8 protein-coding genes are annotated in these 12658 nt (G+C 61.7%); 3 read left to right on the top strand and 5 right to left on the bottom strand.

The annotated features are described in order from the left end of the window. Nucleotides 1–273 precede the first annotated feature (273 nt). From V9L13_RS22560 to V9L13_RS22550, 3 genes are all read left to right on the top strand, one after another. Entirely contained in the window at nt 274–2166 is a 1893-nt protein-coding gene (locus tag V9L13_RS22560) for a methyl-accepting chemotaxis protein (RefSeq protein WP_338800582.1), read from the top strand. A gap of 204 nt (nt 2167–2370) precedes the next feature. Continuing rightward, the gene (locus tag V9L13_RS22555; protein ID WP_047290864.1) at nt 2371–2643 is read left to right on the top strand and encodes a type II toxin-antitoxin system Phd/YefM family antitoxin; all 273 of its coding nucleotides are present in this window, start codon (nt 2371–2373) and stop codon (nt 2641–2643) included. Then, nucleotides 2640–2972, top strand: a complete 333-nt coding sequence (locus tag V9L13_RS22550; protein WP_338800581.1) for a type II toxin-antitoxin system RelE/ParE family toxin — start codon at nt 2640–2642, stop codon at nt 2970–2972. The genes V9L13_RS22555 and V9L13_RS22550 overlap by 4 nt, the downstream gene beginning before the upstream one ends. Nucleotides 2973–2982: 10 nt before the next feature. Here the strand turns inward: V9L13_RS22550 and V9L13_RS22545 are convergent, their stop codons facing one another. From V9L13_RS22545 to V9L13_RS22525, 5 genes are all read right to left on the bottom strand, one after another. Then, nucleotides 2983–3585 (bottom strand): DUF924 family protein, encoded by a 603-nt coding sequence (locus tag V9L13_RS22545; protein WP_338800580.1) that lies wholly within the window; start codon nt 3583–3585, stop codon nt 2983–2985. A gap of 3 nt (nt 3586–3588) precedes the next feature. Continuing rightward, nucleotides 3589–4599, bottom strand: a complete 1011-nt coding sequence (locus V9L13_RS22540) for a class 1 fructose-bisphosphatase (protein ID WP_003220797.1) — start codon at nt 4597–4599, stop codon at nt 3589–3591. A gap of 329 nt (nt 4600–4928) precedes the next feature. After that, complete coding sequence (locus V9L13_RS22535; protein ID WP_338800579.1) at nt 4929–6293, bottom strand: DUF3999 domain-containing protein; 1365 nt, start codon at nt 6291–6293, stop codon at nt 4929–4931. Further along, nucleotides 6290–9877 carry a DUF2339 domain-containing protein gene (locus V9L13_RS22530; RefSeq protein WP_338800578.1) on the bottom strand — a complete coding sequence of 1196 codons (3588 nt, stop codon included), beginning with the start codon at nt 9875–9877 and terminating at the stop codon, nt 6290–6292. Before V9L13_RS22530 ends, V9L13_RS22535 begins: the two co-directional genes overlap by 4 nt. Before the next feature lie 256 nt (nt 9878–10133). After that, nucleotides 10134–12584 carry a glycogen/starch/alpha-glucan phosphorylase gene (locus V9L13_RS22525; RefSeq protein ID WP_003220794.1) on the bottom strand — a complete coding sequence of 817 codons (2451 nt, stop codon included), beginning with the start codon at nt 12582–12584 and terminating at the stop codon, nt 10134–10136. Between the last annotated feature and the right edge of the window lie 74 nt (nt 12585–12658).

The following is a 12658-nucleotide window of genomic DNA, read 5'->3' as shown; positions in this document are numbered from 1 at the left end:
CCTGGAGCGGAAGGGGGATGGCATGGGGCCAACCAGAAGCTTAGAAGAGAAAACCCTCATCTGGTTCCCTTCAGAAATGGCTATTTATTGCTCCGCTCGTCTGGCTTTTGCCGATAAATCAGACACTTTGCAGGGCTTCTGAGCATTTCGTCGCTTTTCACAAAAGCCCCCTAATCTTTGGCGCGCCGAGGCCGAAATAAGAGCAGCGCAAAGCCCCCGAGTGTGGCAAATTGCCGCCCTTTCTCGACCAGCCCCTTCGCGGTAGTTCATTCGATGACCAGAAACATGAAATTCAGCCACAAGATCTTGCTGGCTGCCGCCCTCGTGGTGGCCGTTGCATTCGCCTGTTTCATTTTGTTCAACGACTATCGACAACGCGAAGCCCTGAGCAGCAGCACCGAAGCCTCGATGCAGGAACTGGGCAGCCTGACCACCAGCAACATCCAGACCTGGCTGGAAAGCCGTATCCAGTTGCTGCAATCGCTGTCGCAACAGGTCGCCGCCGACGGCAGCGCCCCGGCCAGCCTCAAACGCATCATCGACCTGCCCGCCTACACCGGCAATTTCCAGCTCAGCTACTTCGGCGGCGCTGACGGCGTGATGTTCTCGGTACCCGCCGGCAACCGCGCGCCGGACTATGACCCGCGCGCCCGTGGCTGGTACAAGGCGGCCAACAGCGCGCAGCAGACCATCGTCACCGAACCCTACATCGCCGCGTCGTCGGGCAAACTGGTGATCACCGTCGCCACCCCGGTGCAGCGCCAGGGCCAGATAATCGGTGTGGCCGGCGCCGACATCGACCTGACCAGCGTCAGCGCGATCATCAACTCGCTCAACTTTGGTGGCCACGGCCATGCGTTCATCGTCAGCGCCGATGGCAAGATCCTGATTCACCCGGACAGCAAACTGGTTCTGAAAACCCTCGCCGAGGCTTATCCAAACGGCGCACCGAAAGTCAGCCCGGGCCTGAAAGAAGTCGAATTCGACGGCAAGACCCAACTGATCTCGTTCACCCGCGTCAACGGCGTGCCATCGGCTGACTGGTACGTGGCGCTGGTGCTGGACAAAGACACCGCGTTCTCGATGCTCAGCGAATTCCGCACCTCGGCGCTGATCGCCATGGCGATCGCGGTGGTGATCATCATCGCCCTGCTCGGCATGCTGATTCGCGTGCTGATGCAGCCGCTGCTGACCATGGGTCGCGCCATGCATGACATCGCCGAAGGCGAAGGCGACCTGACCAAGCGCCTGGTGATCCACGGCCACGACGAGTTCGGCGCGCTGGGCCTGTCGTTCAACCGCTTCGTCGAGCGTATTCACACCTCGATCCGCGAAGTGTCCTCGGCCACCGGCCAAGTCAACGAAGTCGCCCTGCGCGTGGTCGCCGCGTCGAACTCGTCGATGTACAACTCCGATCAGCAAGCGACCCGCACCAACAGCGTGGCCGCGGCGATCAACCAGCTCGGCGCCGCCGCTCAGGAAATCGCCCAGAACGCCGCCCTCGCCTCGCAGCATTCGAGCGACGCGCGCAGCCTGGCGGTCGACGGCCAGCAGGTTGTGGATAAAACCATTCAGGCCATGCAGCAGCTGTCGGCAAAAATCAGCGACTCCTGCGGCAACATCGAAACCCTCAACAGCAACACGGTGAACATCGGGCAGATTCTGGAAGTGATCACCAGCATCTCGCAACAGACCAACCTGCTGGCGCTCAACGCCGCGATCGAGGCGGCCCGCGCCGGTGAGGCTGGCCGAGGTTTCGCCGTGGTCGCTGACGAGGTGCGCAACCTCGCACACCGCACTCAGGATTCGGCGCAGCAAGTGCAGAAGATGATCGAAGAACTGCAGGTCGGCGCACGCCAGGCAGTCAGCATCATGACCGAGAGCCAGCGCGAGAGCGAAAGCAGCGTCGGCATCGCCAACCAGGCCGGCGAACGTCTGGGCAGCGTGACCCAACGCATCGGCGAGATCGACGGGATGAACCAGTCGGTGGCTACCGCGACCGAAGAGCAGACCGCGGTGGTCGAGTCGATCAACGTCGACATCAACGAGATCAACACGCTGAACCAGGAAGGTGTCGAGAACCTGCAGGCGACCTTGCGGGCTTGCTGGGATCTGGAGCAGCAGGCGGCGCGGTTGAAGCAGCTGGTAGGCAGCTTCAGGATCTAAGGCGCGGCCACTGGCGTCTTCGCGAGCAAGCCCGCTCCCACAGGTTTTTGTGAACGACACAGATCCCCTTTGGGAGGCAGCCTGCTGGCGATGACGGTGTTAGCGACGATTGAATTTTGAGTTGAAATACGCTGGTCAGCTCGCAATGACGCAGGACTGAATTAAGACTAAACTCAGTCCTGTTCAATTTGGCGAGACTCAACCATGAAGCTTTCATCGCAAATCAAACCGATCAGCTACCTCAAAAGTCATACAGCGGAGATCGTCAAGTCGATCACTGAAAGCCGTGAGCCATTGGTCATCACCCAAAATGGTGAAGCCAAGCTTGTAGTTATGGACGTGAAAAGCTTTGAGGAGCAGGAAGACACAATGGCTTTGCTGAAGCTATTGGCAATGGGCAATCGGGAGATTGAGGAAGGCAAGTATCGAGACGCTGAGGATGTTTTCGCGGACTTGGACAGGGCCGACCATCAATGAGTTTAAAGGTCGTTATTCTTCAGTCCGCACAGACAGATCTCAAAGAACTCCGTACCTACCTTATCAAACAGTTCTCGAGTCAGACGTGGCAGAGTATCTACGCTGATCTCAAGACCGCCATTCTTGGTCTCGCAGACCTTCCTTATTCCGGTTCAATCCCCGAGGAAATCGAGAAGCTCAATCTTGGTCAATACCGACAAATCATTTCCGGGATGAACCGAGTCATTTATGAAGTCAGAGAAAAAACCGTCTTCGTTCATATCATTGTCGACTCAAGAAAAAGCCTGCCGTCACTTTTGATGAAGAGGCTGTTGAACGGCAATCCTTGAACTCAACAAATCAGAACCGTGACCCAGGCTGACTGAGAAACGCCAACTCCTCAGCCGTAGACTCCCGCCCCAACACCGCATTGCGATGCGGAAACCTTCCAAACCGCGCAATCACTTTCCGATGCCGCTCGGCATAATCCAGATTGTCGGCAAACACCGCCCGCTCGGCTTCCGGCTGTTCGGCCAGCAGATCGATAAAGCGCGAAACGGCTTCGTTCTGCACCGCGAGGTTTTCGCAGTGTTCGAACACCAGATAAATGAATACCCGCTGGATCGGCTTCAGTTGCCGGTCGAAATCCGCAGCAATGCCCTGCGCGACGAGCTTCTGCGCGCGCAGATCACCGGAAAAGGCTTTAGGAGAGTCGCGAAAAATCATGCGCGGCAGTTGATCGAGCAACAACACCAGCGCCAGCCAACCTTCAGGACGTTGCGTCCACTCGGTCAATTCGCCAGCGAGAGCCTGATCGACAAAGACCCCGAAACGCTCACGCGCTTCGAGGTCTTGGCTGTCTTTCTTGCCGAACCACAACTTGCCCTTGTCAGCCGCAATCTCGTCCGGTGATTCGGCGTGTCCGAACCACCAATCGAGCAACGGCTGCCAGGGCGCGCTCATGGCTTATTCCTTGTGGTAGGCCGTAGCGCGGGCGACTTCTTCTTTCGAACCGAGGAATACCGCTACACGCTGGTGCAGGCCTTCCGGCTGAATGTCGAGGATGCGCTGGTGACCGTCGGTGGACGCGCCGCCGGCCTGTTCCACCAGGAACGACATCGGGTTGGCTTCGTACATCAGACGCAGTTTGCCGGGCTTGGATGGCTCACGGCTGTCGCGTGGGTACATGAACAGACCGCCACGGGTCAGGATGCGGTGTACGTCGGCCACCATCGCGGCGACCCAGCGCATGTTGTAGTTCTTTTTCAGCGGGCCTTCTTCGCCGGCCAGCAGTTCGCTGACGTAGCGTTGCACCGGGGCTTCCCAGTGGCGCTGGTTGGACATGTTGATCGCGAATTCCTGGGTGGTTTCAGGAATGGTGATGTCTTCGTGGGTCAGCACGAAGCTGCCCATTTCGCGGTCCAGGGTGAAGCCTTTGACGCCGTCGCCCAGGGTCAGTACCAGCATGGTCTGCGGGCCGTAGATCGCGTAACCGGCAGCAACCTGCTGGGTGCCTGGCTGCAGGAAGGCTTTTTCGTTCAGCGCTTCGTTCTGGCTCAGGTATTCGTTCGGGCAACGCAGTACCGAGAAGATGGTGCCGACCGGGGCGTTGATGTCGATGTTCGACGAGCCGTCCAGTGGGTCGAATACCAGCAGGTAGGCGCCTTTCGGGTATTTGCCCGGGATCTGGTAGGCATTGTCCATTTCTTCGGACGCCATGCCGGCCAGGTGACCGCCCCATTCGTTGGCTTCGAGCAGGATTTCGTTCGACAGCACGTCGAGTTTCTTCTGCACTTCGCCTTGGACGTTTTCAGTGCCCATGCTGCCCAGAACACCACCCAGGGCGCCTTTGGACACGGCGTGGCTGATCTCTTTGCAGGCACGCGCCACCACTTCGATCAGGAAGCGCAGATCGGCAGGAGTGTTATTGCTGCGGGTCTGCTCAATCAAATAGCGACTCAGGGTAACGCGGGACATGGACGGCTCCGGTGGAATGGGGGGCTAAAAACCCGCGCAGTTTACAGGGAGTCTGAAAACGTAGCGAGCGATGACGCCCGGTAACGTGCATTGGGGCGCAATTGCTTCCATCAGACGTGAACGGGTCGAGAGAGTTCAGGCACCGCATTCAGCGTAGTTCGAAACGGGACGGGTGGTGCATGCGGATCCGCGACCGATCTGAAATTCTTGTTGGCCGATCGGCCGCCTTCGCGAGCAAGCCCGCTCCCACAGTTGACCGAGTAGCCCTGCTGGACGCGATCAATGTGGGGGCGGGCTTGCTCGCGAATGGCGCGCAGCGCCAGCCATGCTCAGGAATTGGTCGGTGGCTTGCGCAACAGACTCGCCGCCATCGCCCCAAGGAACACCACGCTCACCAGCAACACCGCCCACAGGCCGATCTTCTTCCAGTTGGTCTCGGCCACCGCCGTTGTGGTTGCCGGCGCAGCCGGCGTGACAACCACTGCGCCCTGCACCGTTGCCTTGCCCAGCGTCGCGAGTTTTTCCGCTTTGAAATCCGGAATCAGCGTGCTCAGCGGCAGGTTCGCGGTTTTCACCGACGGATTGCCCAGCGCCAGACTGTACGGCCCCTCACCGCGCGCAAGGAAAATCACCTGCGTCGCCCGCACCGCGTATTTCAGGCTCGGTGCCTGCTCGCCCAGACCACCGCCGCGCTCGTCCACGCTCAGTTTCAATTGCTGCACAGTCTGCCCGTACAACTGCAATTCGTTCTGCACCACGTCCTGACCGTTCTGGGTCAGGCGATACAGCAAACCGTTGCTCAACGTCTGCCACGGCAGGCTGCTTTCGCGCCGGCCCGCAAGCGTGACCGGAGCCAGACTGTTCGGTTGCTTCAGCTCGACCTGCACCCGCTCGACATTCAGCCCCATCGGCAGCTGCCAGGTGTACTCGCCGGACTGGGTGCTGCTGCCCGCCAGCGCTTGCGACCAGACCAACGGCAGCGGCACGTTGCGGGGATCGCTGCTTTTCAATTGTGCCGAAGTCAGGATCGGTGCCGACGTCGGCGCCTCCCACAGCAGGCGCAGATAGCGCGCCGATTGCCCCGGCAGCGCGACCTCATGCTGTTCGATGCGCTCGTCGGAAAAGGTCAGCCGTGCCACCTGCCCCTCACCCCACGCCTGCCAATGCTGCAAGTCATCACTGGCCTCGATGCTGAAGCGCTGGAAGCCGTCACGCTCGCTGGTCCAGTCGAGAATCAGCTGCTGCAGCGGCGCCTTGATCGCACTGGCATCGAGCAGCCAGCCACGCAGCACTTCTTCGCCGGCCTCCAGTTGAGTCGACGGCTGCACTTCTACCAATGTGCCAGTGGTGGTCGATTGCACACGCACGTTCGGCGCACGCTCACTGGCATCGGCGGCGTTGTACAGCGGGAACCACTTCACCTCATGCAACTGCCCGTCGTCGCGGGTCTGCGCCGATTCGCGGGCCAGGGCGTAGGCTTGCGGTTCACCGGCAGCGTTGAATATGCGCAGGTCGCTGAGATCGGTCTGGCGTGCCTGCAATTGCGCGCTCAACGGCAGGTCGAGGCGATACCACGGACCGTTGCCACTCACCGCCAGCGGCACCTGCGTGGCGAAGTCCGCCGGTTTTTCCAGGGCGCCGGCAGTCATCACCACACCCAGCGCCAACCACCCCAGATTCAGCATGCGACTCAAGATGAAACTCCTTCGGTGTCCGGGACGGGTTTGTCCGCCGCCGGTTCGGCTTCGGCGCGTTTCGGTGGCAGCGGTGCAAAGTAGCCCACCACCAGCAGCAACACACCGACACCGATAAACGAGACGATCCGGGCGAGGCCGCCACGGTTGCTCAATTCGACAAAAATCAGTTTGGCCACCACCAGCGCAATCAGCGCCGCGCCGATCAGCCACACTTCGCGACGATGGCGCAGATGGCCGCCGATCATCAGACCCAGCGCCATCAGGGTCCAGACGATGGACAACCCGGCCTGCACCAGCATCGATTCGAGCAGCAGATCCAGCTCGAACGGAATCCCCGCCCAATGGTGTGCGGCGCGGGTCACCAGCGCGGTACAGAAGGCGAACAGCGAAACCCCGGCGACCAGTTGCGTGGCGTACTCGGCGTAATCCTTGCGCAGGGCAAACTGCGTCACCGCATGACGCGACCACACGTAAACCCCGAACAAAGCGAACAGCAGGCCCAATTCCAGCGGGTTGAGCAGCGGCACATACGGCAGCGGCTCGGCGTTGCCGTCGCTGACACCGTTGGCCAGCCAGAACCACGCCAGCATCAGCACTGCCAGCGGCGCAGCAGCGTACAAACGATATTCACGAGGGAACGCTGCCACCGGCCACGGCCAGTTGCGCGGAGCCGCCGCCAACAGCAGATACAGGCTCGGCAGGATCGCCCAGCCCAGCCAGCGCCAGGCGTTGTATTGCTCGGACAACAGCAGTAAGCCGTAGCGCAGCTCCAGCGCCAGTACGCCGATCAGCAGCCAGCAACCCAGTACATGCGCAGTGCTCAAGGCTCGTGCCGGCAGCATCGGTGCCAGACGCCGCAGGCTGAAGAAATGCACGGCGAACACCAATACCCACGCCAGCCAACCGAAATTCGCCGCTGGGTGATAACGCGCATGCCACGCCGCCAGCAACACCAGCCCCGCCGCCGGAATCAGCAAGGTGCAAAGCAGGCCCAGCGCCGGCCATTTCAGACGCAGCGACAACAGCGTCCACAGCGCCACACTCAGCGCAGCGACCAGCAGTAACAGCGTCGCCTGCAGATTCAGCGGCGCAAAACGCAGCACCTCACTGACCCACGCCAACACCCACCAACCGGCGCCCCACACCAGCAGCACTTCGGACAGGCGTTGCAAACTCAGCGCATCGAAGGCCGAGGCGTGATTGCCCAATTGCAGGCGCCAGGCACCGACCAGCGCGGCCAACCCCAGCACCAGCGGCGTCCAGAAGCCGCCATGGGCCAACGGCCGCAGACCTTCGCTGGACAGCGGCCCGAGCAACGCGGGGCCGGCCAACAAGAATGCCGCGCCGCCGATCAACTGCAACAACAGCCCAAAGACAAAACTCACGCGCTGTTTGAGGTACAGGCTGAGCCAGATGATCAACAGACCGCTCGCCGCCCACACCGCGCTTGCAGTCTGCCACGGCAGCACGAACAGCACTGCCAGATTGATCAGCACCAACCCCGCCAGCAACACCACCGACAACCCGCGCAGCAGCCGCACATCGCCGCGCACCATCTCGTCGCGCGCCGCCAGCAACATGCCGCCGATCAACGCCAGACCGATCAGCGATGCGCTGAGCAAACCGCTCCAACCGGCACTGAACACGGCCGCCGAATCCTCGCCCGCGCCTTGCAGGCGCAACAGGAACAGCGCGCCGCCGAGCAACTGCACGGCGAACGCGGTGAACAGGAACGTGCGCGATTGCAGGCGCAGGCCGACAAACAAGGTCACCAATCCGGCCAAGGCCCAACTGATCGCTGTCGCCTGAACAAAGAAAAACAGCGGCGCCAGCAGGTACAGGAAGGTCAGGCCCAGCGCCGCCAGCACCGGCAAACCCTGGCGCTCCCATGGAGAAGCCTGTTCCGGCGTGGCTTTGCGCAATTGATAGAAACTGAACAGCAGCGCGATGCCGAGCATCAATGCCCCCAGCGGTGCGCCGTCGAGCAGGCTGCTTTCGCCAACCCGCAACTGACTGAGAAAGGCCAGCGCCGAACCCAGTTGCAGCAGCAGGGCAAACGCCCGGGCGAACGGCCGCTGCTGACGCAGGCCGAGCCAGAATATCCCCGCGCCCTCCACTGCCCACGCCGCCGAAGTCCAGCGCGCATCGAGGCCCAGCGGGATCGCCAGACTGGCGAAAATCACCCCCAGCGCCAGACAGGTTTCACCCAGCAACAAGGCGCGACCACTCATCAGTAACCGGGCCAGACCCATGTAGATCACGCCCAGTGCGAGTGCGCTGAACGCGGCGGCGAACTCCAGGTGCTGCACCAGCGCAAACTGCAAGCCGAAGCCAACGATCGGCGGGCCGAACAGCATCGTGCCGTCGACGTAGTCGCCTTTGCGCGCCGACCAGTGCAGCAGCGCCTCGCGATCACCGTCCGCCGGCGCATCGGGCATGTCGAGCAACTTGCGCCGGGCGAACAGCAGGCCGATGGCCAGATACATCAGGAAGAACAGAATCAGGAACGGCTCGGTGCTCCACAGCAACTCGGGCGCATAGGAACGCAGGCCCCAAGCGAAGCCGATACCGAAGGTGCCGACGAACCCGATCAGGTTGAGCAGGCGCCAGGCCTTGAACCACGCAATGGCGAGAATGCCGGCATTGAGCAGCGCGAAATAGCTGAACAGCGCGACATGGTTGCCCTCCCCGGTCGAGGTCAGGATCGGTGCGGCGAAACCGCCAAGCGCAGCGGCGGCGGCCAGTCCAAGAGCATCCTGAGTGATGGCGAGGATCGCCGAGAACACCGTGACCGCCACCAGCAGACCCAGCGCGGCGGACGGATCGAGCAGCGGATGCAGACGCATCGCCGCAAACACCGTCAGGTACAGCACCGCAATCCCGGTGCCTTGCAGGATCAGCGCATAGCTGTTGTTGCGTGTGCGCAGCCACCAGCCCAGCGCCAGCAGGGCCAACGCCGCCGCCGCGACGCTGGCGTAACGCAATTCGATCGGCACCACCATGCCTTCGGTGGCGTAGCGCAGCAGGAAGGCCAGACCGAAAAACAGCAGCACCACACCGACCCGCAGCACGGTGTTGCCGCCGAACAGCCAGTTGCGCGCAGCGCGGATGCCACGCTCGATCAGGTTCGGGCCACGGGGTTCGGCAGGTTGTGCGAGGGGCGATGGCTCGGCAGTGACGGCGTCCAGATGCCAGACATCGGCCGGCAGCGGCTGACTGGTTTCGCTGGCAACGGCAGAGATCGGTTCGAGCTCGGGTGGCAGTTCCCAGACCAGATCCGGCGCGTCGGCGGGTGCTTGTTCGGCGACGATGGCAGGCTCGCTGACCGGTTCCGCGCTTGCCGCTGGCACCGCGTGAGAGAGAGAGCCTTCCAGCAGATACAGGCGCTGCGCGACGCCTTGCAAGGCCACCTTCGTCTGTTCAAGTTGGCGCTGTTGCTCCGCAGTCTGCCTGCCGAGCTGGGCGATGCGCAGCGTTTGCCCGATCGCCAGTCCGAGCAGCGCACCCAGCAGTGCATCACTGAACGACTCGTCGAGCAGCCAGCCGAGCAATAGCCCGATCAACATGAACATCCATTGCATGGTCGATATCCCTAAGCAGCCCCAAGGCGGGGCAATCCCGACAGTCGCTTCAGTCTAGGCAAAATCCAATGTGGGAGCGGGCTTGCTCGCGAAGGCGTTGTGTCAGTCGATATCCAATTGACTGATACAACGCCTTCGCGAGCAAGCCCGCTCCCACAAGGGGGTCTTGTGCTAACTGACACATTCGGTAACCGGCGCTCAGTATATCGATCCGGCCCAACAAACGCTGGGCCTTGCGCACATTTGTTGCGAAAGATTACTCCAGCGCTTTCCAGATATCGGTGGCGTATTCACGAATCGTCCGGTCTGAGGAGAACCAGCCCATGCGCGCCGTGTTGAGCACTGCCGAACGCCACCAGTTGTTGGAATCGTGCCAGTGCGCATCGACGCGCATCTGCGCTTCCCAGTACGAGTCGAAGTCGGCGCAGACCAGGAAGCGGTCGTAGTCCACCAGCGAATCGATCAGCCCGGTATAGCGCGACGTGTCGTCCGGTGAGAACACACCACTGCGGATCGCCTGCAGCACATCGTTCAGACGATGGGACGCAGCGATGTCCGGTGCGGCGCTGAACTCGTGGTTCTGTTTACGCGCTTCGACCTGCTGCGCGCTGAGGCCGAAGATGAACATGTGCTCGGCGCCGATGCGCTCGCACATTTCCACGTTGGCGCCGTCGAGGGTGCCGATGGTCAGTGCACCGTTGAGGCCGAACTTCATGTTACTGGTGCCCGAAGCCTCGAAACCAGCCGTGGAAATCTGCTCGGACAAGTCCGCCGCCGGAATGATGCTCTCCGCCAGGCTGACGTTGTAGTTGGGCAGGAACACCACTTTCAGCAAGCCGCGTACGGTCGGGTCGTTGTTCACCACCCGGGCGATATCGTTGGTCAGTTTGATGATCAGTTTGGCCTGGTGATAACTGGCCGCCGCTTTACCGGCGAAGATTTTCACCCGTGGCACCCAGTCGGTTTCCGGCTCGGCACGGATCGCCTGATACAGCGCCACGGTGTGCATCAGGTTGAGCAACTGACGCTTGTATTCGTGGATCCGTTTGACCTGCACGTCGAACATCGCCGCCGGATTGACCGCAATCCCCAGCCGCTCGTGAATCAGGTAGGCCAGGGCCTTTTTGCTGTGCAGGCGCTGCTCGGCGAAGGCTTTGCGGAAGGCGGGTTTCTCGGCGAACGGTTCGAGGTCGAGCAAGCGTTCTTCCGGGTTATCCAGCACCTCCGGGCCGAGGGAGTCGACCAGCATCGAGGTCAGCTCGGAGTTGGCCTGGAACAGCCAGCGGCGGAAGGTGATGCCGTTGGTTTTGTTGTTGATCCGCTCCGGGTAGAGCTTGTGCAGTTCAGCGAACACGGTCTTGCGCATCAACTGCGTGTGCAGCCCGGACACGCCGTTGACGCTATGCGAACCGAGGAACGCGAGGTTGCCCATGCGCACACGGCGACCGTTGTCTTCCTCGATCAGGGAAACCGCGCGCAGCACGTCGAAATCGTGAATGCCTTTGGCCCGCAGCGAGTCGATGTGCTGGGCGTTGATCAGATAAATGATCTGCATGTGCCGCGGCAGCATGCGCTCCATCAGGCCCACCGGCCAGGTTTCCAGCGCCTCCGGCAGCAGCGTGTGGTTGGTGTACGACAGGGTGTCGACGGTGACTTGCCACGCCGCATCCCAGGCCACGTCGTAGACGTCGACCAGTTGGCGCATCAATTCGGCGACGGCAATCGAAGGGTGGGTGTCGTTGAGCTGGATCGCCGCGTGATCGCCCAGGGTCAGCACCGAGGTGTGCATGTTGCGATGGCGGCGCAGCAAATCCTGCAGCGAAGCGGCGACGAAGAAATACTCCTGACGCAGACGCAGCTCTTGCCCGGCTTCGGTGCTGTCGGCCGGATAGAGAACCCGGGAAATGCTTTCAGCCCGCGCGACTTCGGCGACGGCGCCCAAGTGGTCACCGGCGTTGAAGCGCTCCAGGTGCAGATCTTCCATGGCCCGGGCACGCCACAGGCGCAGGGTGTTGACGCTCGCCCCGCGCCAGCCGACCACTGGCGTGTCATAGGCAATCGCCCGCACGGTTTCCGCAGGCGACCAGACCTGTTTGGTCTTGCCGCTGGCATCGGTCACGGTTTCGACGCTGCCGCCGAAGCCGATCGAGTACACCACTTCCGGACGTTCGAACTCCCACGGGTTGCCGAAATCCAGCCAGTGCTCGGTCTGTTCCTGCTGCCAGCCATCGACGATGGCCTGACGGAACAGACCGTGTTCGTAGCGAATGCCGTAGCCGTGCCCGGCGATACCGAGGGTCGACATGCTTTCCATGAAGCACGCCGCCAGACGTCCGAGGCCACCGTTGCCGAGTGCCGCGTCGGGTTCCAGCAGGCGAATCCGTTCCAGATCGACACCCAGTTCAGTCAGTGCTTCACGGGCGACGTCGAGCAGGCCGAGGTTGCTCAGGCTGTCGTAGAGCAAACGACCGATGAGAAATTCCAGCGAGAGGTAATACACCCGCTTCTGGCCTTTGCGGTAGATCTGCCGGGTGTGGTCCATCCAGTGCTCGACCATGTGGTCGCGCGCCGCCAGGGCAATGGCTTCGAACCAGTCATGGTCGAAGGCGTGATCCGGGTCTTTGCCCACTGCATAGGTGAGCTTGGTCAGGACGGCATCGCGGAATGCGGCCACCTCTGCTTCGCGAACTAGTGGTTCTTGAGTCATCGATAGGACCTCGAGCGAGCGGGGAATTGTCTGAGCCTAGACGGTCTGACCGACGCTGACGGCTCTGGTTCGGC

Origin of the sequence: Pseudomonas sp. RSB 5.4, assembly GCF_037126175.1 — a bacterium.
Lineage (GTDB): Bacteria > Pseudomonadota > Gammaproteobacteria > Pseudomonadales > Pseudomonadaceae > Aquipseudomonas > Aquipseudomonas fluorescens_H.
Note: the sequence above shows the minus strand (reverse complement) of the source record. Positions and strands in the feature narration are given on the sequence as shown.